The organism is Aeromonas sp. ASNIH7 (genome assembly GCF_002903485.1).
Taxonomy (GTDB): Bacteria; Pseudomonadota; Gammaproteobacteria; order Enterobacterales; family Aeromonadaceae; genus Aeromonas; species Aeromonas caviae.
The window spans coordinates 4,774,762-4,801,227 of the sequence record NZ_CP026226.1 but is presented as its reverse complement, the minus strand read 5'-3'; the positions used below and the strand labels follow the sequence as shown (position 1 = coordinate 4,801,227).

Genomic DNA, 26,466 nt, shown 5'->3' with positions numbered 1-26,466 from the left:
TTTTATTGCTGTGGAAAGGGGCCTGATATTGCAGTCAGATGGCAAAGGCTTCCACAGATTTGCCTTCAGCAACGGCCTTGGCAATGACCGAGGGCATGCGGCCCTGACCGGTCCAGGTTTTTTCCACGCCATTGTCAAGATAACGATATTTGGCGGGGCGGGGCGCACGTTTGCTGACCTTGGTATTCTCGGGAACCACGGTGTTGACCAATTCGGCGGGATCGATCCCTGCGGCCCTCAGCATTTCGGCATATTCGGCAATTTTCTTTTGATGCTCTTCACGGGCCTGGCGTTCGGCGGATTCATCTTGTCGACGTTCATCGACGATGGCGGAGAGCTTTTCCAAGCCTTCTTCCAGTTGTTCCAGCGTCAAATCGCGGCAAACTGCACGCAGGCTACGGATATTCAACAGCACTTTCAGAAATTCGTTCATATTGGCTACCACGCGAGCAAAATATTAAGGGAAGAACTGGTTTTTCGATAATTTATAGGGGTGTTTGGCACCAAGTCAAGCCTGCCCAAATAATTAATTAGGCTGATAAATTAAGTCTTGAAATAGATATGAAGGATATTTTTATCCGTTTGACGGGCCAGCATCTTCGAATGGGTTCATGTCAGATGAAAATATCGCCAGTAGAGTCTTTGATGAACCATTTGACTATCTTTGAAGATGTGGGTGCCACAGAAACCTTGAAATTTAATCAAAAAACTTGCTATCACCCGGCGGCTCGATAAAATGTGGCGCGAATACCTTTAAGTAGAGGCGCGCTGCCTATGAGTAACCGAGCGGAGGGTGATGCCTGCGATGCTCGATGAAAGGAGTCGGCGCCGAAGTGACCAGGCCATCATACCGGGTTGCTGGTTCTGCATCTAATAGGTGCAGGACTGCCATAGTCATCCACTATGGAGCGCTACCTGAAGGGGCTGAGGAGTATACCCTCCCCATGGGTTTTGTTTCTTTGATCCTCTCGGTAGATCTCCACCTGTTGTCTTTAGGTGCAAAGAGATCATGGACATCGTTCATTACGCCGACTCCGGTTGGTCCGTCGTTCCCCCCCTGCTGGCCGTTGCGCTGGCGATCATCACCCGCCGCGTCCTGGTGTCGCTGGGGGTGGGCATAGTCGCAGGCAGCCTGCTGCTCAACCAGTTTTCTCCCCTTGCGTCCCTGCATTACATGCTCGACACCGTGCTCAGGATCTTCTGGGTCGACGGTGCGCTCAATCGTGACAACGTCAACATGATCCTCTTCATGTTGCTGCTGGGCGGCCTCATCAGCCTGATGAGCGTCTCCGGTGCGACCCGGGCGTTTGCCGAGTGGGCGGAGCGCCGCGCCAAGACCCGCAAGGGTGCCAAGTCCCTGACCGGTCTGATGGTGTTCGCCTTCTTCATCGACGACTTCTTCCACAGTCTGTCGGTGGGGGCCATCTGCCGTCCGGTGACCGATCGCTTCCAGATCTCCCGCGCCAAGCTGGCCTATCTGCTGGACTCCACCGCCGCGCCGGTCTGCGTGCTGATGCCGGTCTCCTCCTGGGGGGCCTACATCATCGCCCTCGTCGGCGGCATCATGGCGGCTCATGGTCTGACCGACCAGAGCCCCATCTCCGCCTTCGTCGAGATGATCCCCATGAACCTCTATGCGGTGTTCACCCTGATCATGGTGCTGGTGGTGATCGCCTTCCAGCTCGACATCGGCCCCATGCGTCAGCATGAGCAGTGGGCATTGGAGGGCAAGCTGTGGGACGAGTCCAAGGGGCGCCCCATCGGGCTCGACATGGAGAGCCCGGAGGAGAGCAATGGCGGCATGATTGACATGGTGCTGCCCATCCTGACCCTGACCTTGGCCACCGTCTATTTCATGATTGACTCCGGGGCTGCGGTGCTGGCCGACAAGGGGCTGCCGTTCAGCGTGCTCGGCTCCTTCGAGAACACCAATGTCGGCTCCTCCCTGGTCTATGGTGCCCTGTGCAGCCTGGTGGTCTCCATCGGTCTGGCCATGCGCCTCAAGCTGGGGGCAAGCAACTGGATGAAAGCGGCTCCGCAGGGGATCATGGCCATGCTGCCCGCCATCAACATCCTGCTGTTCGCCTGGACCATCGGCGCCGTGGTGCGCGATGTGGAAACCGGCAAATACCTGGCCTCCCTGGCCAATGGCAATCTGCCGGTGGAAGTGCTGCCCGCCGTGGTTTTCGTGCTCTCCTGCGCCATGGCGTTTGCCACCGGCACCAGCTGGGGTACCTTCGGCATCATGCTGCCGCTGGCCGGCGACATGGCGGCCGCCAGCGACATCAGTCTGATGCTGCCCATGCTGGCCGCCGTACTGGCAGGGTCCGTGTTCGGGGATCACAGCTCCCCCATCTCCAGCACCAGCATCCTGTCTGCCACCGGGGCCGGTTGCCATCACATCGATCACGTGATGACCCAGCTGCCCTATGCCCTGGCCATCGCCTTTGGCGCTGCGCTCGGCTACCTGGTGATGGGGCTGATGCACTCCGCGCTGGCCGGTTTCACCGTGAGCGGGCTCTGGTTCCTGATCTTCTCCGGTTACCATTTGCGCAAAGCCCGGGCGTATAGCGCCGTGGCAGTTGCATAAGAGAACAAGGGGCCTGCGGGCCCCTTGGTTTTGGCAGGGGCTTTGGTTAGCATGCGCCCCATCACTCCCGTTTCGGAACCCCATCATGGCTTCACTGCACTACAAATTTGCCACCATGAACTCAGGCAAATCGACCCAGCTCATCCAGGCCCACTTCAACTATCTGGAGCGTGGCATGTATCCGCTGGCCATGACGCCCGCCATCGACGATCGCTTCGGTGCCGGCGTCATCAGTGCCAGGGTCGGTCTTGAGCTGAAAGTGGAGGTGTTCAGCGACAGCTGCGATCTCTTCGAGATGGTCAAGGCGCGCCACGCAAAGCGGCACATCGATGTCTTCATCGTTGACGAGGCGCAGTTCCTGACCCGTGAGCAGGTCTACCAGCTCGCCCGCATCGTCGACGAGCAGGACATTCCGGTGATTGCCTATGGTCTCAAGACCGATTTTCGCGGCGAACTGTTTCCCGGCTCCTACCACCTGCTCTGTCTGGCGGACAAGTTCGAGGAGCTAAAAAGCATCTGCTGGTGCGGCAACAAGGCCCACATGAACTCGCGGGTCAACGAGGCGGGGCAGGTGATGCGCGACGGTGAGCAGGTGGAGATCGGCGGCAACGATCGCTATGTGTCGCTCTGCCGCAAGCACTATCTGGAAGGGCGGGCCTTCAAGTAACCCGTGGCTGGCTCGTGCAGCCTGGACATCAAAGAGGGCGCCCATCTGGCGTCCTCTTTGTCTATGGGAGTCAGTCGATCTCGATGTCGACAGGGGCGATGATGGGGTCGGCCGCCGGCAGGCGGTGGAAGAGCTGGCGAAAATGCTGTTGTACCCGGCCTATGTCCACCAGGGACATGCCGGAGGCGAAGCCGAACCAGACGTAGAGCCCGGTGAGGTCGCGAAACATGGGAGGGAGGTAGCGGGGGGCGTCGATGAGCCCCTCCAGATAGTGCTGATAGAGCACGGGGATGTCGTCCAGGGTCACCTTGCCGACGAACAGCATGGGCAGGATCTCCGGCACCCCCTCCAGCACGGCGCTGCGAATGAAGTTCACCGTCTCCACATAGCCCTTCACATAGGAGAGATCCTTGGTAAAGCAGGCGCCCCCCTCGACCATGCCTCCGCGAAACACCCGCTGGGTGATCTTGTAGGCGTCGTGCTCGCTGGCCCCCTTGGCCACGAAGTGGCGGAACACCTCGATGAAATCGGCGCCACGCTCCGCCATGTCGATGGCCATGACCCGATCCGAGATGCGCTTGGCCCTGTCCGGGAAGGAGCTGAACGTGAGGGTCTCGATGAGTACTGCCAACCCCTCCTGACAGGCGGTGATGCGGGGCGAGCCGGCACCGAGCCAGGTGGCGTAAGATTGCTGGCGGCCGTTGAGGGTGGTGCCGACGTGAACCCAGCCTTCGTGTACCTCCAGCACCTGCAGATCGAGTTCCGAGAAACGGGCGTGGGAGTTGAGCTTGATGTAATCCCCCCCGGCGGCGGCATCGGAGACGATGCCATCGCTGAGCTTGACCTGGACTGTGCCGTCGCTGAAGTAGCTCGACAGCTTGCCTTGCAACCTCGCCACCGCGGCTTCCCCCTCGAACTCCTTGGGGTAGGGGCGCACCAGATGGCGGGCGCCGGGCAGGGAGAAGATGTCGCACAATCTGGCCCCCAGCTCCTTCAGGGTCTTGCGATCCCCGCGCAGGTGATCGCTTGCCGAGCCGTAGAGCCGCTGACTGTAGCGCTGAAAGTCCGGCTGCCCGCGCTGGCGCAGCATCTCGATGACCACCATGTACTGATCCACCGTCTCTTGCAGGATCCGGCCGAGATCGTCCTGGGGGCCGAGGCGCCGGCGGATCCTGTCCCTCAACTCCTTGAGCTCAAGGTACTTGTTGCGGGGATCGAACCCCAGGGGGAGGGATTCATAGAAGTGCCTGTCGATGGCGGGCAGTGCCTTGCCGCCACTTGCCAGAAAGTCGCTTTGCAGGTGACGGGGCCATTTGATGGCATCCAGGATGCGGATGGGTTTTTGCAGGGCGAGCAGTTCATCCGAGAGGGATTTGAGGTGCAGGCGATACTTTTCTTGGATGGTCATCGGGCTCTTTGGAGGCGAGTGCGCTACGAGAATGGCTGAGTATAGGCACAGGGCCTGTCAAAAAGAAGCGAGACGACGGGGATCCGGCCTGTGTGCTTTTGGTTGTCTGAAAATTGGTTTAGACTGCGCCCCTTGATCTCTACCGTGTCGTGAAAATGATGAATATCCCCAGCTCTGAAATGATAATGCGTTGGTTGCAACAGGCCCGGATCGAGCACTATGTGTGCGATCAGTGTCATGGCATCCACATGGTCTCCCTGCAGTCCGTCGAGGGCATCCAGGAGAGCCGGATCTTCGTGGAAGAGGAAGGGCTGCTGTTCTCATCCGAGCTGGAGGTGCGCCCCTCATCGCTACTGCCCCTGGTGGCCGAACTGGGTCGTCTCAACATGCAATATCCGTCCCTCAAGGTGTTCCTCGACATCATCGATGACAACCTGCCACGCCTCGTTGTGGGTCACACCGTCTTTACCAAGGCGGGTCTCACCGTCGAGCAGTTCCTGCTGTTCGTTGAAAGCACCACGGCAGCCACCCATGAAGTGGTTTCCGAATGTGAACGCCTTGGCTTCCTCAATCTGCCGGAAATCCAGGTCGCACCGGAATCCGTTCACTGACTTCAGCACCTGAACTGTGCGTTTAATGTGCGAACGGTTCGCTGCGGCTAAAAAGCCGTTGACGGCGGCGGGGCTTTCCCCTAAATTACGCCCCGTTCCGGCGCAACAGCGCAGTGAACCCGTGTTGGCTGAACACGTTAAACCACAGACCAAAATTTGGTGGGATGTCCGAGTAGCTGCCCACCGACGAAGTCGGCAAGAAAGCACGCGTAGCGTGCTCCGAAAGCCACTTCAAAGAAGTAAAAATTTGGTGAGGTGTCCGAGTGGCTGAAGGAGCACGCCTGGAAAGTGTGTATACGGCAACGTATCGAGGGTTCGAATCCCTCCCTCACCGCCAAATAAAACAAAAGGCCCTGTCGCAAGACGGGGCCTTTTGTTTTTCCGGTAGCCGGCAATCTGGTCTCTACCCGGTATCGACAGGCGGGTGGACTAGCCCGCTTGGACAGCCGAAGGCTGCCCGCAGGGCGAGCGCCAGGGATGGTGCGAGTCAATCCCGACCCAGCACCAAATTAGAAAAACCGACCTCAGGGTCGGTTTTTTGCTTTCTGAGCCAGCCGTACACACCCTTATTCCCGTCACGGTGTTATCTCTTCAGCTTGGAGATAGAGGGGACATTTCTGTACTTGTACTCCCGGGGCAGCCCTTAGTCGACAGGCAGCTCATCCGTTGCCATCTCATAGGCATCAAATTGCTCGGCAGGGATCGCCACGCGGCCCGGTTTCACAAACAGGGTCGCGATGGAAGGTGCGTTCAGCAATGACGACAAGATGGAATCCCTGGCGTCTACCCCTTCCTGCAATACAGTGAGCTGGACTACCGACAGTACGCCGTCCTCATGAGCCATTTCGAGGCATACGGCTGCACCGTGATCGCGGCACCATGTGCTCAGGCGCCTTGGGGGCGAAGCGTACAAATACGCTCACCCTCTGCTGGCATCGCGGGACTTGCTGATCCCATGGAGGGGTTGCTCACCGATAACCTGATATTGCGTGCCACTAATAGACACAATGACATTCGCTAAAAATTTAGGCTCCATGCAGAGCCTAAATATTCCTTCTCTCATCGAAGCCATGGGCAGATACGCGAAAATCTTGCCGGCGTGATTGTGATAGTAATCACAGTTCGAGCGTTTAGATTTATCCTTCCTCGACCGGGTCACTCCTTTTGTTACACTGCGTGACATCATCCTGAATAAGGACGCGGCTGCGCTCGGTGAATTACCATGTTTAATAATCAGTTGGTCTCAACATTAAATGCCTTCGAGTTCAAGGTATATAACTATGTAATAAAGAACCATCAGACGGTTATCTATATGACGGTCAGGGAATTGGCCGAAGCCTGTGATGTGTCGACCGCCACCATATTGCGATTTTGTAAGAAGATGAATTGCAGCGGTTATGCGGAATTCAAAGCCTATCTAAAAATGAATGCCGAGAAGCGCGGCGAAATATCGCTGCCACACGGTGCCAACGAGTTCCTCTCTTTTTTCAAGAGCATCAACAATGACGAATTCGACGCCTTGATCGCGAGCGCCGCCGAGCAGATCGCGGGGGCCGAGCGGGTGATCTTCGTGGGGGCGGGCAGCTCGGGCACGCTGGGGCGCTACGGGGCGCGCTTCTTCTCCAACATCGGCAAGTTCAGCAACCACATCGATGATCCCTACTACCCGGTCAACACCGACATGTACAAACAGGCGGTGGCGATCGTGCTCTCGGTCTCCGGGGAGACCACCGAGATAATCAAGTTGGCGAAGCAGTTTCTGTTTCATCACTGCAAGCTCATCACTATTACCAGCAATAATAAATCCACCCTGGCCCAGATGGCGGATTTCAATATTTCATATCATGCGGCCAGGCTGGTGGTCGACAATGAATATGATATTACCACCCAGGTGCCGGTGATTTATATCATCGAATCCATCGGTCGCCAGTTGGCAAACAAGATAAGTGCCGAGGTGTCACAGGGTGTGTCTTTTATGTAACAAGTAACAAAGCGGGTATTTTGTTATATCGTGACAAGGATGAATGCTTTCCCTACCATCGATTCATAACATTTGAATTGTTTCGATATTAATTAATAAATGGCAGGGAAGGATCATTATGGCAATAAACTATGCGGACTCGGCGAAACAGATCGTCGAGTTGATTGGTGGTGACAGCAACGTCATCAGCGTCACCCACTGTGCCACCCGGCTGCGGTTTGTCCTAAAAGAGATGGGACGGGTCGACAAGGAGGTGTTGAAACGGGTGCAAGGGGTCATCACCGTCATCGAGTCCAGCGGTCAGCTGCAGGTGGTGATCGGCAACCACGTCGGGGATGCCTATCGGGAAGTGCAAAAACGGGTGCAGATCGACGAAAACGCCGTGGTCGACGCCCCCAAGGTGGGTATGGTGAACCACCTGATGGACATCATCTCCAGCATCTTCGCCCCCTTCCTCTACCCACTGGCCGCCTGCGGCGTGTTGCAGGGGCTCATCTCCTTCTTCGCCGCCATCGGCTGGATGGACACCGCCAGCGGCACCTTCCGCATCCTCAACTTCGTCTCCTGGACCGGCTTTACCTTCCTGCCGGTGATGGTCGCCTTCACCGCGGCCAAGAAGTTCAACGTGAACCCCTTCACCGCCGTGATCGCCGCCTGCGCCCTGGTGTCGCCCGATTACATGAACATGCTGACCGCGAACAAAATCATCCTGGCAAACTCCGCGGATCCGGCGGTGCAAGCGCTGATGCAGTCGGCGATGGAGAACCCGGCCATCAACGAGGCCATCGTCAACCTGGTGGGGGTTCCCCTTAACAGCGCGCCGCTCAGCTTCCTCGGTCTGCCGGTGCAGTACCTGAGCTACACGGCCTCGGTGATCCCCATCATCCTGATGGTGTGGGCCATGTCCTATGTGCAGCGCTTCTTCGAGCGGATCCTGCCGGTGGTGGTACGCAACCTCTTCACCCCCATGTTCTGCCTCGCCATCATGGTGCCCCTGACCCTGCTGGCCTTCGGCCCCATCGGCAACCTCATCGGCGGCGCCATCGGTGGCATCTACAACACCCTCTATCACCTGAGCCCGTCCATCGCCGGCTTCGTGGTGGGGGCTGTCTGGACACCCCTGGTGACCCTCGGCGTGCACTGGGGCATCACCCCGGTGACGGTGGGCAACTACGCCACCCTGGGCTATGACACCTTTACCGGCCTGCAAGCCTCCGCCGTGTTCGGCATCGCCGGCGCCGTGTTCGGGGTCTACTTCAAGGCCAAGGATCCCGAGCTGAAAAGCGTGACCCTCTCGGCCGGCGTGACCGCCCTGTTTGGCATCACCGAACCCGCCATCTACGGGGTGGCCCTGCGCTTCAAACGCCCGCTCATCTGCGGCTGCCTGGCCGGTGCCATCGGTGGTACGGTCGCGGGAGCCTTCAACGCGGTCTCCTGGAGTTACTGCATCCCCGGCATCGCCGTGCTGCCGGTGTTCTTCAAAGAGGGCCACATGGCGCAGTTCCTGGGCTTCCTGCTCTCCATCGGCGTAGCCTTTACCCTGGGCGTCATCTTCTCCTGGATGGCGGGCTTTCAGACAGATGCCGAAATAAGCCAACCCCAGCCGCTGACATCCAAAGCCGTATAAGGAGCGACAAGTCATGAACAACGCATTACCGAAAGACTTTCTGTGGGGGGGGCGGTCGCCGCCCACCAGGTAGAAGGGGGCTGGGATCAGGGCGGCAAGGGGCTCAGCATCGTCGATGTGCTCACCAGCGGCGCCCACGGGGTGGAGCGCGTCATCACCGACAAGATTGAGGCCGGTCATCGCTACGCCAACCACGAGGCGGTGGATTTCTACCACCGCTACAGAGACGACATCGCACTGTTTGCCGAGATGGGCTTCAAGTGTTTTCGCACCTCCATCGCCTGGTCGCGCATCTTCCCGCTGGGGGATGAGGCCGAGCCGAACGAGGCGGGGCTGCGTTTTTATGACGACATGTTCGACGAGCTGCTGCGCCACGGCATCGAGCCTGTCATCACGCTCTCCCACTTCGAGATGCCGAACCACCTGGTGACCCAATACGGCGGCTGGAAGAGCCGCACCGTGCTGGACTGCTTCGTGCGCTTTAGCGAGGTGGTGCTGCGCCGCTACCAGCACAAGGTCAAATACTGGATGACCTTCAACGAGATCAACAACCAGCGCAACTGGAAGGTGCCGCTGTTTGGCTACTGCTGCTCCGGGGTCATCTACAACCAGGAGCCGAACCCGGAAGAGTGTATGTACCAGGTGCTGCACCATCAGTTCGTGGCGAGCGCCAAGGTGGTCAGTCTGGGCCATGAGATCAACCCGGGCTTGCAGATCGGCTGCATGCTGGCCATGGTGCCCCTCTACCCCTACTCCTGCCACCCGGACGATGTGATGTATGCGGAAATCGCCATGCGCGAGCGCTTCCTGTTCGGGGACGTTCACATGCGCGGCCATTACCCCGCCTATATCCGCAAGGAGTGGCAACGCAAGGGCTATGAGATTGTCATGGAAGCGGGGGATGAGGAGACGCTGCGGGCGGGCTGCGCCGATTACATCGGGCTGAGCTACTACATGAGCAACGCGGTGCGGGCCCACGGCGCCGGCACGGGCACCGCCTTGTCGGGCTTCGAGGGCAGTGTACCCAACCCCCATGTGAAGGCCTCAGAATGGGGTTGGCAAATCGACCCGGTGGGGCTGCGTTACACCCTGAACCTGCTCTATGGCCGCTACGAGAAGCCGCTGTTTATCGTCGAGAACGGCTTCGGGGCGCGGGATCAGAAAGACGAGCGGGGAGAGATAGACGATGACTACCGCATCGCTTACCTGCGCGCCCATATCGAGCAGATGAAGCTCGCCATCGTCGAAGACGGGGTGGATGTCATGGGCTACACCCCCTGGGGATGTCTCGACTGCGTTTCCTTCACCACAGGGGAGTACAGCAAGCGCTACGGCTTTATCCACGTGGACAAGAACGACGACGGCAGCGGCAGCTTTGCGCGCAGCAAGAAGCGCAGCTTCGACTGGTATCGCCAGGTCATCGCCAGCAACGGCGGGACACTATAACTGGGTGATTCAATATGCTGCCTTGATTAAATAAAACCTGTTATTGATACCGCAAAGTGCCATTTAACTATGTGGCTATGCAGGTTTTTTAATGTAAAGGCAGTGTAATATCTTCCCCTGACAAGGCTGGTGTGACATGTCGACACTGAGTTGTCGAGCCGTGGATCCCGCCCTTATCCGCAATAAGAAAAACCGACCTGATGGTCGGTTTTTTGTTTTGGCTGTTCTGCCTGGTACCGCTCAGACGCTGCCTTAGTTTGCCATCCCCCCTCGGATTTTGTCTGCCAGCCAGCGCGGTGAGCCCATGTGCCTTATTTCACCGCTATTTCACTACTTCCAGCACCGGCATCGGGTACTTGCCTTCGCGAATGGCTTTGTTCGGCCCATACAGCCGCATGATGATGTAGGCATCCTTCTCCGGAATGGGCAGCCAGTTCGGGTTGCTGGCATCCCCCTTGGCACTGAGCTCTATGGTGTACATACCATCCGGGCCCGGCTTGAGGGTGCGATCCCCACGGCTGTGGCGGTTGATGGTGTTATGGGCCATCAGCTTGTTATCCGTGCCGTAGACGGTGAAGGACCAGAACTGGCTGACCTCGGGCGCCTTGAAATGCATGCGGTATTGCTTGCCGTTGGCGCCGTTGATGCTCTGGCCATCGGATCCCTTGAGTGCCTGTAGATAGACGGACTCTTCCGGCGGTAGTCCCCATTGTCCGATCAGGGTGCCTTCGGCGAACAGATCGCGCTTCTGGTTTTGAAGCTCAGCCCGGGTGCCGAGCAGCCCTTCCGAGCTGGTCATCTTGGGCAGGAGCGCGTTGAGATAGGCCAAGCCCTGTTTCTCGCCTTGCTTCGCCGCGGCCATTTGCGCCGCGCTCAGCTTGGTGTTGCAGGGCGCGAGGCCCGTCTCCTTGTACTGCGCCAGCCAGTGCTTGTCGGCGGTGCCCATGTCCCCCTGACACAGCACGAAGTTGACCCGCTGCAACCAGTTGGTGCTCGCCGGATCCGGCCACTGGTGCTCGGTGGCTTTGGGCCCAGGCTGGCCGAGATAGGCCGACAGGGTGCGCACGTTCCAGTCATCCATGTAGCCAAGGGCGACCTTCTCGTCGTCCTTGCTGGTGGCCATGATGCGGCCCATCACTTTGAGGATGTCGGAGTCGACGCGGATCACCTCGGTGACGCTGGCCGGCGTCTCGCCTTTCCAGCTACGGGAGGCAAACATGAAGTGACCCCCCTTGGTGCCGTGGGTGCGGGAGCCGATCATCGAGGTGGTGTAATGGCCCATGTCCATGGTGTGCAGGATCCAGTAACGGCCCTTGTCCATGTCCGGCACGCTGATGATCACCGGCTCCGCACTGAGATCCAACCAGCCCTGCAGGTGCAGGGTATCGTTGTTGATGGTCGGGTGATCGGTGTAGGTATCGTCCGCCAGGTGGCGAATGTTCTGGAAGCGGTTCAGCGGGGTGTCGGTCTTGACCGCCGTTTCATAGAAGAACTTGTAGGCCTCATCCATGGAATAGCCGTAGATATAGGCATCTTGTGCCATTTTATCAGTGATTTGTGCCATGGCAGGCATGGCTGCGATACATAACACTGCCGCAAGGGATAGCTTTCTCATAAGTGCTCCACTCCTGTTCATGGTTTATGCGCGCTCGAAATCCGCCAGCTTGAAGGTCTTGTGGTTTAATTCGTCGGTCGGGCCATAGAAACGCATGGCCGGCAGCGGGCGTTTGCCACTGGTCGGGATCCAGTTGTTTTCCTTGCCTGGCGGGGCGGTCGGGCCCACGTAGAGGGTGATGCTGCCGTCCGGATTCTTGGCCATCTTGTCGAGATCGTAGGAGGAGAGGGTGGTGCGCCCGCTCTCGCTGTAGATAAAGGACATGGTGTCGCGGTTGTAGACCGTCAGTGCCCAGAACTGCTTGACCGGCATCTTGGCCGGGATGGTGAGCTTGTAGAGCTGACCGGCTTCCAGCAGTTTGCCGTTGTTGTCCGCGAGGCACATCAGGTACTGGGTGGCCGGGGTATCGCTCAGCGCCTTGGGCATATAGGTACACCAGAAGTACTCGGCGGCGCGATTGATGAGGTCGATGCGATCCTCATAAGTGAAGGTGAAGGTCTTGTTGTCATCGCTCTGCAAGAGGGAGGCGTAGTGCCTGTCAGGCCAGTAGCGTTTCTCCTTCGGGAAATTGTCATACCAATGCTGCATGTAGAACCAGGCATCGATGGCCGCCTGGCGCATCGCCTTGCGGGTTTTCTCATCCGGGTTGAATGAGGTGCCGCGACCTATGCCAAGGGAGGTGAGCATCCCCATCATCACCTTGTCCTGCTCGCGCACGGGTTCGACGCTGGCCACTGCATGCAGGTCGTCGAAGTGACGCTCGTCGTAGTAGGGCAGGGTCGGGTAGCGCTTGTTGCCCGGATCGACGAAGCGCTGGGTCGGCGGATTGCTCGCCTCGGAGAGAGAGTACATGCGCAGGCGCTTGGAGTAGTGATAGGCATCGTTCGTCGACTTGCCGGGCGCTGGCACAGAGCGAAAGGCAAACGCCACGCGATAATTCGGGGAAGGAACATGCAGATAGCCGGCCGGGATCGGCTCGCTGTAGCCGGGGGGCGTCAGCAAAAACTTGCCGCCCTTGCCTTGGTCGAGCCCTGCCGGGCCCACATCCGCGATGGTGAATTGCCAGGCATCGACAATCTGCCCATACAGGCTGCCATCCGGGCCCGCAGCGGGCACTTCCAGCACGGTGGGGCCGTGTTGCAAGTCGGTGAAGGCCGTGATGTAGGGGGTGGTGCTGTTGGCCGTGATGGCCTCGAGATGCGGGGTGGCAGGCTTGGCATAGGCGATGATGTCGTTGTCTTTGAGACCCAGATTGTCGAAGGCGGCGCGCCGGAAGCTGTAGATGGCGACCGCCGGCATGTTCCACAAGACAGCCTCGAAGGCCCGCTGGTACTTGATCTGGTACTCAAAATCTTCGACCGAGCTGACGGAGCCCGCTGGCGGCAGGCCACTCTCGGTTTCACCTGGTTGGCCGGCGCCATGGCGCAGTGGTGTCTTCAGTGACAACCCTTCGGCAAACGCCGGAGTCGGAAGTCTCAATGTCGTCAGACCGACGGCGGATCCCAGTGCTAGCTTGTAAAACTCTCTGCGTGTAATTGGCATTTAAACATCCTTGCTGATGTGGGTCGCTTCAATTCTATCCCGATGACTATAGAAGGATTCTTGTGAAGACTCGGGCCTGAGTGTCATACGTGAACATTTCATGGGACGGCGATCATGTCCACTCATTGAAATGGGGTTGTGCCCATGAAGGTGAGCGCGTCAGGCCCTGCTGGGGTATTTCCTGGTTTCCCGGGGCTGGGGGCATTGGCCATCTCCCCTTGCGGGTTGGTCGATGGCAGCACTCAAAGGGGAGGGATGGGACTCCCCTTTAGCATCGATAAAAAAGCCCGGTAGTGATACCGGGCTTGGTGGTCGAGCAGTGCTTTAGCCTCAGGCGAGGTCGAAGCGATCCAGATTCATCACCTTGGTCCAGGCCGCCACGAAGTCCTTCACGAACTTCTCCTTGGCATCCGCACTGGCGTAGACCTCCGCCAGGGCGCGCAGCTGGGAGTTGGAACCGAACACCAGATCGACCCGGGTTCCGGTCCACTTCACCTTGCCGCTCTGGCGATCACGGCCTTCATAGACTCCCTGGCTGCCCGCCGCCGGCTTCCACTCCGTGCCCATGTCGAGCAGGTTGACGAAGAAGTCGTTGGAGAGGGTACCCGGGGCGGCGGTAAAGACCCCGTGGCAGTTGCCCGCGTTGGTGCCGAGCACCCGCATGCCGCCCACCAGTACCGTCATCTCGGGGGCACTCAGGGTGAGCAGCTGCGCCTTGTCGATCAGCATGGTCTCCGCGAAGCCCGCGCACTCGCCCGCGTAGTTGCGAAATCCATCGGCGAGGGGCTCGAGCACCGCGAAGGAGTCCACATCGGTCTGGGCCTGGGAGGCATCCATCCGGCCCGGAGTGAAGGGCACGGTCACGGCGACACCGGCTCTCTTCGCGGCCTGCTCGACCCCCACGCCGCCCGCCAGCACGATGAGGTCGGCGAGGGATACCCGCTTGCCGCCGGTGGCGGAAGCGTTGAAGGTCTGCTGTATCCCGTCGAGGGCCTGAAGCACCTTCGCAAGCTGGGCAGGCTGGTTCACGGCCCACTCCTTTTGCGGAGCCAGGCGGATGCGGGCACCGTTGGCGCCGCCACGCTTGTCGGAGCCACGGAAGGTGGACGCGGAAGCCCAGGCGGTCGACACCAGCTCGGCTACGGACAGGGAGGCCGCCAGGATCTTCTCCTTGAGCAGGGCCACGTCCTTGTCATCGATCAGGGGATGATTGACGGCGGGGATGGGGTCTTGCCAGATCAGCTCCTCTTTGGGTACCTCCGGCCCCAGGTAGCGGGCGATGGGGCCCATGTCACGGTGGGTCAGCTTGAACCAGGCGCGGGCGAAGGCATCGGCGAAGGCCTGCGGATCCTCGTAGAAGTGGCGGGAGATCTTGCCAAACTCGGGGTCAAAGCGCAGGGTCAGGTCGGTAGTGAGCATGGTCGGCTTGTGGAACTTGCCCGGGATGTGCGCATCGGGAATGATCTCCGGGGCATCCTTGGCCACCCACTGCTTGGCGCCGGCTGGCGACTTGGTCAGCTCCCACTCGTAGTTGAACAGGTTTTCAAAGAAGTTGTTGCTCCACAGGGCCGGTGTCTTGGTCCAGATCACTTCGAGCCCGCTCGAGACGGTATCCTTGCCATGGCCGCTGCCGTAGTCGCTCATCCAGCCGAGGCCCTGGGCCTCCAGAGGCGCGGCTTCCGGCTCTGGCCCCTTGTGGGATTCGGGCGCGGCGCCGTGGGCCTTGCCGAAGGTGTGGCCGCCGGCGATAAGGGCGACCGTCTCTTCATCGTTCATGGCCATGCGACCGAAGGTGGAACGGATGTCCTTGGCCGCCTCCATGTAGTCACCGCTGGCGTTGGGCCCTTCCGGGTTGACGTAGATGAGGCCCATGTGGGTGGCCCCGAAGGGGGCCGTAAGCTCGCGATCGCCCTTGACCCGATCGGGATCGACCCCGAGCCAGGCAATTTCATCCCCCCAGTTGACGTCCTGATCCGGCTCCCACACGTCGGGCCGCCCACCGCCAAAGCCGAAGGTGCGAAAACCCATGGTCTCCAGGGCGACGTTGCCGGCGAGGATCAGCAGATCGGCCCAGGAGATCTTGTTGCCGTATTTCTGCTTGATGGGCCAGAGCAGGCGACGGGACTTGTCGATGTTGACGTTGTCAGGCCAGCTGTTGAGGGGGGCGAAGCGCTGTTGGCCACGGCCGCCGCCACCGCGACCGTCGGTGGTGCGATAGGTGCCCGCAGCATGCCAGGTCATGCGGATGAACTGGGGGCCGTAGTGACCGAAGTCCGCCGGCCACCACTCCTGGGAATCCGTCATCAGCTTGACCAGATCTTTCTTGAGTGCCTTGTAATCCAGGCTGGCGAAGGCCTTGGCGTAGTCAAAGTCCTTGTCCATGGGATCGGCGCCGGGGGAATGCTGATGCAGCAGATCCAGCCGCAACTGGTTCGGCCACCAATCTCGATTGGTTCTGCCGACGCCGGCGGTGTGGTTGAAGGGGCATTTGCTTTCTTCACTCATCTCTGTCTCTCCTTGGCAGTCATGTGCAATGCAGACAACTCAGTATGGGAACTTTTCCTGCAACCGGCGGGGCATGTGACAGGTTGGGCCTTGGACCGGCATCGGGGGGTTATCAATAACTCCTTATATTTCAGCTAATTGATTAAGGATGGGATGACCGTATTACGAAAAGATGAATCGGTGCCATCGAATTTGGCTGCTCCTGGACAAGGGATAAGAGAAGGAAGGAGCGCCCTGGCAGCCGTGTTATCAATCTTTTTATCCATAACACGAGGGATCAGACCTGGACTTGCGCTGGGTCATGGCATGAGGAGGGCTTGTCTTGAGCGGGGCAGAAAACCCCATTTTTGTGACGGCGGTCCGGATTGCGTCCTGAGCAGGACGCCGAGCGCCAGAGGATGGGGTGGGGGCGTTGCGCCAAAAAGCGGACGGCGCAGAAACAAAAAGACCGGCCAGTGGCCGGTCCAAACAGACAGCGTGCTGCTGTCTCATCAGGCTGATCCCAGCCTGGAGGGGAATAATGGGGTGGCTGATGGGGCTCGAACCCACGACAACCGGAATCACAATCCGGGACTCTACCAACTGAGCTACAGCCACCACTGAAATCTGCCTTCGATACAGCAATCAAACTCATCAGTATCGATGGCGCGCCCTGCAGGATTCGAACCTGCGACCCACGGCTTAGAAGGCCGTTGCTCTATCCGACTGAGCTAAGGGCGCGTTGTATCAAGAAATCCGGGGATTTCCCGATGAACCTGGTCGGTGATAAAGGATTCGAACCTTTGACCCTCTGGTCCCAAACCAGATGCGCTACCGGGCTGCGCTAATCACCGAAAATTCGCCATCCAGCATACCTTCGGCGGCACCACTGGGCAACGGGCGGGCATCATACCCAAGCGCCAAAGTCAGCGTCAACGACTTTTTCCACCAGTAAATTCAAGTGCCTACTTATTGCCCTCCCTGCGAGAGCCGCTAACACCCGCGCCAAAAAAATGCGACAATGCGCCGCAGTTGAACACATGGTGAGTGAAGAACGATGTCTGCCAAAATCATTGATGGAAAACAGGTTGCGCAAACGATTCGCAATCAGGTCGCAGCGCAAGTCCAACAGCGGTTGGCGCAGGGGAAACGGGCACCGGGTCTGGCGGTGATCCTGGTGGGGCTGGATCCGGCCTCCCAAGTCTATGTGGGCAGCAAACGTCGCGCTTGTGAAGAGGTGGGATTTGTCTCCCGCTCCTATGACCTCAGCGCCACGGCGACACAAGCGGAGCTGCTGTCCCTGATCGACCAGCTCAACGAGGATCCGGAAGTGGACGGCATCCTGGTGCAGTTGCCCTTGCCGGCCCACTGCGATACCACCCAGGTACTGGAGCGCATTCGTCCCGACAAGGACGTTGATGGCTTCCATCCCTACAACGTGGGTCGTCTGGCCCAGCGCATCCCGGCGCTGCGACCCTGCACCCCCAAGGGGATCATGACCCTGATCGAGACCACAGGCGTCAAGACCCACGGTCTGCATGCGGTGGTGGTCGGGGCTTCCAACATCGTGGGGCGCCCCATGACGCTGGAGCTGCTGCTGGCCGGTTGCACCACCACCACCTGTCACCGCTTCACCCAGGATCTGGAGACCCAGGTGCGCCGGGCCGACTTGCTGGTCGTGGCGGTGGGCAAGCCCAACTTCATTCCGGGGGAGTGGGTCAAACCCGGTGCCCTGGTGATCGACGTGGGCATCAACCGCCTTGCGGACGGCTCCCTGGTGGGAGATGTGGAGTATGAGACCGCGCGCAATCATGCCGCCTTCATCACGCCGGTACCGGGGGGCGTGGGCCCCATGACGGTCGCCAGCCTGATGGAGAACACCCTGAGCGCCTGCCAGGATTACCACGACGCCTGATGAGGGCGCCGGGCAGAAAAATAGAAAGGGAAGGCATTGCCTTCCCTTTTTTTATTGCGTCACTCCCCCGGATCGCCACTGGATATCAGAGGAGGGCCAGGGCGGCGGCCAGATCGGCAATCAGATCGTCGGCGTCTTCCACCCCGATGCTGAAGCGGATGAGATCGTCATTGACCCCGGCGGCGAGGCGGCTCGCCTCGTCCATGGCGGCGTGGGTGGTGCTGGCCGGATGGCAGGCCAGGCTCTCGAGATCGCCGAGGCTCACCGCCTGCACGAAGAGTTGCAGGTTGTCGAGCAGGGTAGCGCTGCGCTCAAACCCCCCTTCCAGCTCGATGCTCACCATGCCGCCAAAGCCGCTGGCGAAGGCGCCGAGGGCATCGTGGCCCGGATGGCTGGCAAGGCCCGGGTAGATCACCTTCTTCACCGCCGGGTGGGCATCCAGGAACTCGGCCACCTTCTGGGCGTTGTGCAGGTGGGCATCCATGCGCAGGGGAAGGGTCTTGACCCCCCGTTGCAGCAGGTAGGCCTCCTGCGGGCCGATGGGAGAGCCGATGTGCTTGAGGGCCACGGTGCGAATCGACTTCATCAGCTCATGACGACCCGCCACCACCCCGGCGATGATGTCGCCGTGACCGCCCAGATACTTGGTGCCGCTGTGCATGACGATGTCGATGCCAAGCTCGAGCGGGCGCAGCAGGTAGGGGGTGAGGAAGGTGTTGTCACATACCGTGATGGCGCCCACCTTGCGGGCCGCCTCCACCACCACCCGCGGATCCACCACCTTGAGGGTGGGATTGGTCAGGGTTTCGAACAGTACCACCTTGGTGGCGGGGCGGATGTTGGCCAGCAGCGCCTGATCGCTCTCGTAGGCGGTGATCTTGATGCCGGCGCGGCTGAAGGTCTGCTTGAGGAAGGCATCGGTGCCGCCGTAGAGGGGGCCGATATAGGCCACTTCATCACCGCTGTCGGCCAGGGCATACATGATGGCACTCACCGCCGCCATGCCGCTTGCCACCACCAGTGCCTCATCTGCACCTTCGAGGGCTGCCAGCTTCTGCTCCAGCTCGGCGGTGGTGGGGTTGCCAAAGCGGCTGTAGATGAAGCCGGGAGCCTGACCGGCGAAGCGCTCCTTGCCCGCCTGGGCGTTGAAGTAGCTGAAGGTGCTGCTCTGGTAGAGCGGGGTGGTGAGGGCGCCGGTCTGGGGATCGATCCGCTGGCCGCTGTGCACGCTCATGGTCTTGAATTTCATTTTTGTACTCCGTCATTGCCAGGCTGTTGCCCGACTGCTTGTGTTATCCGGGGCGCCGTCGCGCCCCTTTTCTAATGTCGTGTGGCGGGTTGTCAGACTAGCGCTGGCTCGCGCTGCGGCTCGCCTGCATAGTGGCGGGCCGCCACATCCGGGTGGGAGCGCAGCCTCCCCTTGAGCACGTTTTCCCCCACCTGATAAAAGAGCGGGTTGGCGGGATCGCTCTGGGGCCCTTCGGCCAGCGCCGCCAGCTCGGGGGAGAGGCTAAGCAGTGGCACAGTCGCATCCAGCCTTGCCGCCATGAAGAAGGCGCAGGAGAGGCGCGATACCCCGGGAGGCGGGCTCACCACCCGGTGCAGGGTGGCCTTGAGGTAGCCGTCGGACGCGAGCTCCAGCAGCTCGCCGATGTTGACCACCAGGGCGCCCGGCAGGGGGGGCGCGGGGATCCAGCCATCTGCCGTCTCCACCTCGAGCCCGGAGTGATCGTCCTGCATCACCAGGGTCAGGTAGCCGGGATCCTTGTGGGCACCTACCCCCTGACCACTGCTGCCTTCCGGTTGTCCGGGGTAGTGAATGAGCTTCATGTGCTGGTAGGGGGCACCGCGAATGCTCTCATCAAATACTCCGGCGGGCTGCCCCAGCACCTCTGCGAAGGCATCCAGCAGGGTGAGGGTGATGTCGCTCAGTCGATCCTGCCATGCCAGCAGCCGTGTCTTCATCTCGGGCAGGGCGGCGGGCCACTGGTTGGGGCCGATGAGGCGCTGCCAGGGTTCACGAATGTGCGCCACAGGCAGGGCCTGGGCCTCGTTCATGATATCGAACTGCTCCCGCAGATCCGGCCGTGCCCGGGTGGCTCTGCCCCCACCTGGTTGTAGCCGCGAAAGTGGGGGGAGTGGACCATCTGCACCGCCAGTTTTTCTTCAAGTGGCAGGGCGAAGAAGCGGGCGGCGAGCGCCAGGGTCTCCTGGCGCGCCGATTCGCTCAGATCATGGCCCACCAGATAGAAAAAGCCCACTTCGCGGGCGGCCTGGCCAAGCTGCGCCAGCATCTGGCTGCGTGCAGCCGGGGTGCCCTTGAGGGCGGCGAGATCGATGATCGGCAATGATGGGGTGGTCATGGGCATCTCCTCACTTTCCGTGAACGGGGTCTGCGTGCCCCGGCGTGCGGGGTGTTGCGAAACCGGGGCGCACTCTTCTTGAGTGGCGCCGTTTGGGTTGAGGGTGATGCTACTGTTCGAGGTTATAAGGTGGAAGCAACAAAATATTCTTAGTTATATACAAAATTCGAAATGGAATTCGGACTTGAGCGAATGGAACGAGCAACGGGCGGCTCAGGCGGCGATCTGCCGTACCGGGTGAGAGCGACATTGGCGTGACGGGATAGACGCGGGAGAGAAAAGGCGGAGGGAGGCATCCGCCTCCCTCCGTGGGACTGTCATGGGAAGGGTTGCTGGCGCGCCTTTCCTCAATAACCCAGGGTGAAACGCTGGCGCAGGTGAGCCGGTGCTTGCACCTCGTTCAGCACCCCGTCCGCCAGATCGCCGACCGTGATCCCGGCGGGCTGCTCGCCGCTGAACAGCACCTGATCCGTGCCAAGGCGGTAACCGCCGCGCTTCTCGCCGGGTTCGAGGAACACGGGTGGGGAGACGAAACGCCAGTCGAGGGTGGTTTCCCGGCGAAGGGCGGTGAGACCATCCCGGGCCGCGAGGGCCCCTTGCTTCCACTCTGCCGGGAACTCCGGGGTGTCCACCAGCTGCACGCCCGGGGCGATTTCCAGACTGCCGGCACCGCCGACCACCAGCAGCCAGCTCCCGGCGTCGTTGGCGGCGGCCACGATAGCGCTGGCCCCCTTGAGGTACTGATCGTAGATGTCCGTGGCACTCCAGCCCGGGTTGTAGGCACTGATCACCCGATCGTGCCCCTTGAGCACCTTGGCCAGTGCCTGGCTGTCCTGGGCGTCCACCGCCACGGCGGTGACTTGCGGGTGAGCGGCGACCTTGCTCACGTCACGCACGATGGCGGTGACCTGATGACCGCGGCTGACGGCCTCCTGGAGGATGGCTGAACCGACAAAACCGCTGGCACCGATGAGGGCAATCTTCATGGGAATTCTCCTTCACTGTGGGAATGGGGCTATCCTACGCCCCCGAGTGTGATTTAATAATCCACTTAAAATTGCATTCACTTGTAAGCAGGGCTTCATAATGGATCAGCTCAGACGCTACGCCATCTTCGCGGCCGTGGTGGAGGCGGGCAGCATGACCGGCGCCGCCAAGGCCCTCGGCATGACCCCGTCCGCCGTCAGCCAGCATATCAGCCAGCTGGAGAGCCTGCTCGGCCTCACCCTGCTGCACCGCTCCACCCGCCGCCTCAGCCTGACCGAGGCGGGGGAAGTGGTGTGGCAGGGTTGCCAGTCGTTGCAGCAGACCCTGAACGACACCGAGCTGCGCCTCTCGGAGGTGCGCGACAGCCTGCTCGGAGAAGTGCGGATCACCGCGCCGGTGGGGATGGCGGGCCAGCCCCTGGCGCGGGCGCTCTCGCCGCTGCTGCAGGCGCACCCGGGCCTGGGCATCCAGATCATTGCCGACGACGAGAAGCGGGATCTCATCAAGGATCGCATCGACGTGGCGCTGCGGGTCGGCACGCTTGAAGATTCCACCCTGGTGGCGCGCAGACTGGGTCAGACCCGGATGCTGCTGTGTGCCTCGCCCGCCTATCTGGCACGCAAGGGCACGCCGCGCAGCCCGGCGGATCTGCTGGCCCACGACTGGCTGGCCTCGGACATGCTGGGGGGTGGGATACTGCTGCTGGACGAGAAGGGGGAGGCCCACAAGATCAAGCCCAAGCCCAGGGTGCTGTGCAACAACGTCTTGCCCCTGCGCCAGTTCACCCTGGCAGGGCAGGGGATTTCGCTGCAACCGGAAGGTGAAATAGAAGAAGATATCGCCACCGGTCGATTGCTCGTGCTGCTGCCGGGCTTTTTGGCCCCTCCCATGGAGATCCATGCCATCACCCCCCAGCGGGAGATCCCGGAGAAGGTGCGGCGGGTGATCAGCGCCCTTCGCAGCCACTTTGCCGAGCATGGCCAGAGCCGTCTACCCTGAGCGGGGCGGGATGAATAGCCAGGCGGTGCGCCGGCCTTGCGGTCGGCGCGACACCCCTGTTTAATGTGGCCCTCCCGGGCCAGAGCGCCCTCTGCTGGCGTGGTCTCAAGCGCATCATGACACCGACTTCTCCCCACCCACTCCGTGAGCCGGCACCCGAGGCGCGCGCCCACCTCATCCGCATCGAGCGAGTGCTCGACTACATCCATGCCAATCTGGATCAGCCGCTCTCCCTGGAGGCGCTGGCCCGGCAGAGCTGCTGGTCCCGCTGGCAGTTGCAACGGGTATTCCTGCATGAGACGGGCCAGACGGTGGCTCACTATGTGCGCGAGCTGAAGCTGAGCATGGCGGCGGAGGCGCTGCTCTCCACCCGGCTGCGGGTGCTGGATGTGGCGCTGGATCACGGGTTTGGCTCGGAAGTGAGTTTCAGCCGCGCCTTCAAGCAGCAATTTGGCTGCTCGCCGCTGGCGTATCGCAAGCGGGGCCTGCGGCTGGGGTTGCGCACGCCCCTGGTGCGGGCGGCGGTCCCCCGCTCTGCCTCTCCCAACCTGGTGCAGGTGCGCATAGAGAGCCTGCCGGCGTTCACCTTGCAGGGAGTCAGTGGCACGATCCGGGGGTTGTTCGATGCCTCACCGGATTTTCAGCAGACGGTGCCCGCCATCTGGCGAGCGCTGCGCGAGACGGGGGCGCTGGACCTGTCGAGGGAATGGCTGGGGGTGGTGGGTGTATCGGGGGCAGGGGAACGGCTGCCTTACTGGGCCGGGGTGACCACGACGGCGCCTACGCCCCCCGGCCTGTCGAGTCTCAACGTGCCGGCTCAGGAGTATGCCGTGCTCACCCACAAAGGACCCATTGCCCAGCTGGGGGAGAGCCTGCACTGGTTCATCCTGCACTGGCTGCCGGAGTCGGCATACTGGGGGCTGGACGGTTTCGAACTGGAGCGCTATGCCCCCGGCTTTGACGGCCAGCAGCCCGACGCCACCATGGAGTACTGGCTGCCCGTCGCCCCTCGTTAGGGAAGGAGGCTCACCCCGGCATGGCGCCGGGATGGCTCCGGGCGTGTGGCGCTGGTCAGGAGATCAGTGAACTGGGCCGGTGGCAGCGGCTTGGCGAAGTAGAAGCCCTGCAGGTAGTCGATGCCATAGTGGCGTGCCATCTCGGCCTGTTCCTGGGTCTCCACCCCTTCGGCGACCAGAGCCAGCCCCATGCGATGGGCGAGATCCAGGATGTTTTCGACGATATGGCGGGAGGGGCCTTCCTCTTTCATTCCCTTGATAAAGCTGCGATCGATTTTGATGATGTCCACATGGAACATCTGCAGATAGCAGAGGCTGGAGTGGCCGGTGCCAAAGTCATCGATGGCGATGAGCACGCCCAGCTCGTCCAGGGCATCGAAGATGGCGCGGGTCTGCTCGTCCGCATCCACCATCTCCCGCTCCGTCACCTCGAGCACCAGACGCAGATCCTGACCCGGGAAGGCGCGAAGAAAGTCGCGGCACTCGGCGACGATGTCCTGGTTTTTGAAGTGCTGGGCGCAGACATTGACGGCGACGTGAAAGCCGAGGGGCAGCCTGTTGGCCACCCCGACCAGATAATCCCGGGTCTGGGCCATCAACTGGCGAGTCATCGGCACTATGTAGCCGCACTCCTCCGCGAGGGGGATGAAGTGGTTGGGGGCAATCATCCCTTGTGTGGGATGACGCCAGCGCATCAGCACTTCACAACCGCGCAGGCGCCCCTGCCTGTCCATCACGGGTTGCAGATGGGGGATGAACTCCCGGGCCGCCATGGCTCTGGCAAGCTCGCTGCGAGGGGAGCCGCTGCGCCCCCTCAGATAGAAGGTGAGCAGCCCCAGCAACAGCGCCAGCACAGGGGCGGCAAGCAGGTTCTCCTGGTTGTACGCCCAGGCAAACGCCAGCACTTCCTTGTAACCGTTGAGCGCCACCAGGCGATAGGGATGAGCGGTGGGCTCGCTTTGTTGCAGACGCTGTCCCCCTTCCAGCAGGCGGGCTGCGGGCAGGGTCCTGCCGTGGCCATCGAGGGCCTGGTCCCCGAGGAGGAAGAAGAGGTTGTCCTCTCCCATCACGGCCTGCAAGGCGCCGAAGATGTGGAAGCCGTCCAGCTCCACCAGCAGGGTGCGATCGCCGGATGGCTGACGGTAGAGGATGGCGGTCTGCCCGGTGATGGGGCTGTGTCTGGCGAGGATCAGCGTCTGGTTGCCCGCCGGGCCACGGGGAATATCCCGGGTGAGGATGGGCCTGTGCAGGGTGGTACAGCGCAGTTGCTGCCCCTCCAGCACATAGAGTGCCCGCGCATAGGGGGAGGCGGTGATGAGGTCGCGCAGGGCCAGTTGCTCATCCTGGCAGCGGCCCATGGCGAGGGGGCGGGCGGCCTTAACCAGGGACTGACCGTCGTTGATGGCACTCTCTATCATGGCCCGGGCATGGTTCAGGCTGCGCGCGTTGTCCTTGCGAAGGCCGCTGGCCGCCTGCAGGAGGTTGAGGGCGGTGAGGCCGACCAGCAAGAGGAGCCCGAGCACGATGGCCAGACGCAGACGCTGTGCCAGGGGATCAGTCGGCATGGTGCACCCGATTCTTGCCGGCATCCTTGGCCTGATAGAGCGCCTGATCGACCCGCGCCAGCAGTTGCTCGGCGGACTCCTGTCGCCACAGTCCCAACCCGGCAGAGAAGGTCACCACCAGTTCCGGTTCGCGCCATGACCGCTGTGCCACCTGGGTGCGCCACTGTTCAATCAGCCTCCGTGCTCTGACGCTGTCCTCCCCGGGAATGATGATGGCCAGCTCCTCGCCGCCGTAGCGATAGAGGGTGGCCTCCTTGCCTGCAATCTGCCGCCCTTTCCGGGCCACCGCCCACAGGACGTCGTCACCGACCGGGTGGCCGTGGGTGTCATTGATGGATTTGAAGTTGTCCAGATCGATCAACCCCAGGCAGAAAGGGCGGCCGGCGATCAGCTGGTCGTCGAGTGCCTTGTCAAAGCAGCGGCGATTGAACAGGCCCGTCAGGGCATCCGTGTTGGACGCCTCCACGGCTTCCTGCATCTGGCGATGGCCGTTCTGGATCTCCTGGCGCAACTGATCCCCCGGTTTGCCCGCGTGGATGCGTCCGGCGCGCATCAGGGCGATGATCTCGAAGATCATCTTGCTGAGCACATGACGCAAGGACCACCAGCAGAGCAGGCAGATCAGCATGCAGCCCACCAGGGTGATCTGGAGCTGGTGGGACTCGCGGCTGCTTACCTCCTTGAACCTGGCATCGCTGACGGCATAGATGACGAACCAGTCCGGGTTGGAGAAGGAGTGGTAGTAGAGGTGGGTCTGGCGCTTTGCATCGAAGAGGTGGTCGGCGCCGTTGGTCATCTGCTCGATGAGCCGGCGGTCCACGCGATGGCGAAACAGGTTCCCCACATCCGAGTGCAGCAGGATGTCGCCTGCCCGATCGACCAGGTAGAACTCCCCCTTGAGAGGGCTCATGAGCTGACGCAGGGGATAGCTCATCTGCTCGAGATCCACGTTCATGGCCAGGGTGCCGAGGAAGAACCCCTCCTTGTCGAGCAGGGGGCGGGAGACGGAGACGCTGCGGCTCTTGTCATCGAACTTGCTGGTGTAGTGGTCGGTGTAGTGCACGAAGAGGGTTCGCACGGCGGCCGCGAGAAACCAGGGGCGCTCCCTGGCATCAACGTGCTCCTCGACCGGCAGATGGGGGATGGCGTTGAACCGCCCCTGCGGATCGGCGAGCAGGATGCTCTTCACATAGGGGGTGAGCGCCAACGTTTGCATCAGGGAGAGGCTAAGGGGCGTATGATCCTCATTGAGGAAGGCATCCAGGCCTGATTCATCGATGACACTGCCCGTTTCGTTGAGGACATGCTCCAGTGACTTGAACTGTGGCTCGATGGACTGGGTCGCCATGTTGTGCACGAACATGGCCGCCACCTTGTGGTACTTGCGCTCGGCAGAGGTCCGGATGCTGACACTGACGGCCATCAGGGCGATAAGCAGGGTCAGGATGATGACTCCGAAGGTGACGTTGAGCTGGGTATCGCAGTGCAGATTTTGGTGGGCGGTCTCATTCATAGGCGTGTGCTGATGGCTTGGTATTGTCTCAATCAGGGCTGATAAAAGGGTGGGCATGCTATCGCCTCCTTTATCAATAGCGATTGACCAGGATCAACAAGGGGAGGGAGAACGCGACCATACTTATCTGATGAGTG

General features: G+C 61.0%; 19 protein-coding genes, 4 tRNA genes, 1 pseudogene and 1 riboswitch. Of the genes and pseudogenes, 10 read left to right on the top strand and 14 right to left on the bottom strand.

Annotated elements, in window-relative coordinates; all coding sequences use genetic code 11:
• Positions 1-34: 34 nt before the first annotated feature.
• Positions 35-433, bottom strand: a complete 399-nt coding sequence (locus C2U47_RS22410) for an H-NS family histone-like protein (RefSeq protein WP_010674991.1) — start codon at positions 431-433, stop codon at positions 35-37.
• Between the two features lie 317 nt (positions 434-750).
• Positions 751-922, top strand: a riboswitch (Lysine riboswitch).
• 87 nt (positions 923-1,009) lie between these two features.
• Here C2U47_RS22410 and C2U47_RS22405 point away from each other — a divergent pair.
• Positions 1,010-2,590 carry a Na+/H+ antiporter NhaC family protein gene (locus C2U47_RS22405; RefSeq protein ID WP_010674990.1) on the top strand — a complete coding sequence of 527 codons (1,581 nt, stop codon included), beginning with the start codon at positions 1,010-1,012 and terminating at the stop codon, positions 2,588-2,590.
• A gap of 85 nt (positions 2,591-2,675) precedes the next feature.
• On the top strand, positions 2,676-3,257 hold the full coding sequence (locus C2U47_RS22400; RefSeq protein WP_010674989.1) for a thymidine kinase: 582 nt from the start codon (positions 2,676-2,678) through the stop codon (positions 3,255-3,257).
• A gap of 70 nt (positions 3,258-3,327) precedes the next feature.
• Here the strand turns inward: C2U47_RS22400 and C2U47_RS22395 are convergent, their stop codons facing one another.
• Positions 3,328-4,665, bottom strand: a complete 1,338-nt coding sequence (locus C2U47_RS22395) for a flavohemoglobin expression-modulating QEGLA motif protein (RefSeq protein WP_010674988.1) — start codon at positions 4,663-4,665, stop codon at positions 3,328-3,330.
• Between the two features lie 155 nt (positions 4,666-4,820).
• On the opposite strand from C2U47_RS22395, the gene C2U47_RS22390 reads away from it, so the two are divergent.
• Both C2U47_RS22390 and C2U47_RS22385 read left to right on the top strand, forming a co-directional pair.
• The gene (locus tag C2U47_RS22390) at positions 4,821-5,276 is read left to right on the top strand and encodes a YbjN domain-containing protein (RefSeq protein ID WP_160839247.1); all 456 of its coding nucleotides are present in this window, start codon (positions 4,821-4,823) and stop codon (positions 5,274-5,276) included.
• Between the two features lie 249 nt (positions 5,277-5,525).
• Positions 5,526-5,613: transfer RNA gene (locus C2U47_RS22385), tRNA-Ser, on the top strand.
• 306 nt (positions 5,614-5,919) lie between these two features.
• Here the strand turns inward: C2U47_RS22385 and C2U47_RS23585 are convergent.
• Positions 5,920-6,042: a hypothetical protein gene (locus C2U47_RS23585; RefSeq protein WP_258057335.1), complete on the bottom strand. Its 123-nt coding sequence runs from the start codon at positions 6,040-6,042 to the stop codon at positions 5,920-5,922.
• Between the two features lie 456 nt (positions 6,043-6,498).
• On the opposite strand from C2U47_RS23585, the gene C2U47_RS22375 reads away from it, so the two are divergent.
• From C2U47_RS22375 to C2U47_RS22365, 3 genes are all read left to right on the top strand, one after another.
• Positions 6,499-7,257, top strand: a complete 759-nt coding sequence (locus tag C2U47_RS22375; RefSeq protein ID WP_029314645.1) for a MurR/RpiR family transcriptional regulator — start codon at positions 6,499-6,501, stop codon at positions 7,255-7,257.
• A gap of 118 nt (positions 7,258-7,375) precedes the next feature.
• Positions 7,376-8,884 (top strand): PTS transporter subunit EIIC, encoded by a 1,509-nt coding sequence (locus C2U47_RS22370; protein ID WP_010674984.1) that lies wholly within the window; start codon positions 7,376-7,378, stop codon positions 8,882-8,884.
• 42 nt (positions 8,885-8,926) lie between these two features.
• Positions 8,927-10,330 (top strand): 6-phospho-beta-glucosidase, encoded by a 1,404-nt coding sequence (locus C2U47_RS22365; RefSeq protein ID WP_233735842.1) that lies wholly within the window; start codon positions 8,927-8,929, stop codon positions 10,328-10,330.
• 322 nt (positions 10,331-10,652) lie between these two features.
• Here the strand turns inward: C2U47_RS22365 and C2U47_RS22360 are convergent, their stop codons facing one another.
• The 6 genes from C2U47_RS22360 to C2U47_RS22335 all read right to left on the bottom strand — a co-directional run bounded on the left by C2U47_RS22360 (position 10,653) and on the right by C2U47_RS22335 (position 16,825).
• Positions 10,653-11,873 carry a DUF1254 domain-containing protein gene (locus C2U47_RS22360; RefSeq protein WP_010674982.1) on the bottom strand — a complete coding sequence of 407 codons (1,221 nt, stop codon included), beginning with the start codon at positions 11,871-11,873 and terminating at the stop codon, positions 10,653-10,655.
• Between the two features lie 96 nt (positions 11,874-11,969).
• Positions 11,970-13,487 (bottom strand): DUF1254 domain-containing protein, encoded by a 1,518-nt coding sequence (locus C2U47_RS22355; protein ID WP_029314641.1) that lies wholly within the window; start codon positions 13,485-13,487, stop codon positions 11,970-11,972.
• A gap of 330 nt (positions 13,488-13,817) precedes the next feature.
• Positions 13,818-15,992, bottom strand: a complete 2,175-nt coding sequence (gene katG, locus C2U47_RS22350) for a catalase/peroxidase HPI (RefSeq protein WP_010674980.1) — start codon at positions 15,990-15,992, stop codon at positions 13,818-13,820.
• 521 nt (positions 15,993-16,513) lie between these two features.
• A tRNA-His gene (locus tag C2U47_RS22345) sits at positions 16,514-16,589 on the bottom strand.
• Between the two features lie 46 nt (positions 16,590-16,635).
• Positions 16,636-16,712, bottom strand: a tRNA-Arg gene (locus C2U47_RS22340).
• 36 nt (positions 16,713-16,748) lie between these two features.
• Positions 16,749-16,825: transfer RNA gene (locus C2U47_RS22335), tRNA-Pro, on the bottom strand.
• Positions 16,826-17,028: 203 nt separating this feature from the next.
• Between C2U47_RS22335 and folD the strand changes: the two genes are divergently transcribed.
• The gene (gene folD, locus C2U47_RS22330; protein ID WP_010674955.1) at positions 17,029-17,886 is read left to right on the top strand and encodes a bifunctional methylenetetrahydrofolate dehydrogenase/methenyltetrahydrofolate cyclohydrolase FolD; all 858 of its coding nucleotides are present in this window, start codon (positions 17,029-17,031) and stop codon (positions 17,884-17,886) included.
• Positions 17,887-17,971: 85 nt separating this feature from the next.
• Here the strand turns inward: folD and C2U47_RS22325 are convergent, their stop codons facing one another.
• From C2U47_RS22325 to C2U47_RS22315, 3 genes and pseudogenes are all read right to left on the bottom strand, one after another.
• Positions 17,972-19,135 carry a trans-sulfuration enzyme family protein gene (locus tag C2U47_RS22325; protein ID WP_010674954.1) on the bottom strand — a complete coding sequence of 388 codons (1,164 nt, stop codon included), beginning with the start codon at positions 19,133-19,135 and terminating at the stop codon, positions 17,972-17,974.
• 92 nt (positions 19,136-19,227) lie between these two features.
• Positions 19,228-20,255, bottom strand: a pseudogene (locus tag C2U47_RS22320) (isopenicillin N synthase family dioxygenase).
• Positions 20,256-20,596: 341 nt separating this feature from the next.
• Complete coding sequence (locus tag C2U47_RS22315) at positions 20,597-21,235, bottom strand: NAD(P)-dependent oxidoreductase (RefSeq protein WP_010674953.1); 639 nt, start codon at positions 21,233-21,235, stop codon at positions 20,597-20,599.
• A gap of 100 nt (positions 21,236-21,335) precedes the next feature.
• On the opposite strand from C2U47_RS22315, the gene C2U47_RS22310 reads away from it, so the two are divergent.
• On the top strand, positions 21,336-22,235 hold the full coding sequence (locus C2U47_RS22310) for a LysR family transcriptional regulator (protein WP_010674952.1): 900 nt from the start codon (positions 21,336-21,338) through the stop codon (positions 22,233-22,235).
• 116 nt (positions 22,236-22,351) lie between these two features.
• The gene (locus tag C2U47_RS22305; RefSeq protein WP_029314618.1) at positions 22,352-23,251 is read left to right on the top strand and encodes an AraC family transcriptional regulator; all 900 of its coding nucleotides are present in this window, start codon (positions 22,352-22,354) and stop codon (positions 23,249-23,251) included.
• Here C2U47_RS22305 and C2U47_RS22300 read toward each other — a convergent pair.
• Positions 23,248-24,816: an EAL domain-containing protein gene (locus tag C2U47_RS22300; protein ID WP_010674950.1), complete on the bottom strand. Its 1,569-nt coding sequence runs from the start codon at positions 24,814-24,816 to the stop codon at positions 23,248-23,250. The two genes, C2U47_RS22305 and C2U47_RS22300, sit on opposite strands and share 4 nt — an antisense overlap.
• Positions 24,806-26,329 carry a sensor domain-containing diguanylate cyclase gene (locus C2U47_RS22295; RefSeq protein ID WP_010674949.1) on the bottom strand — a complete coding sequence of 508 codons (1,524 nt, stop codon included), beginning with the start codon at positions 26,327-26,329 and terminating at the stop codon, positions 24,806-24,808. Before C2U47_RS22295 ends, C2U47_RS22300 begins: the two co-directional genes overlap by 11 nt.
• Positions 26,330-26,466: the final 137 nt, after the last annotated feature.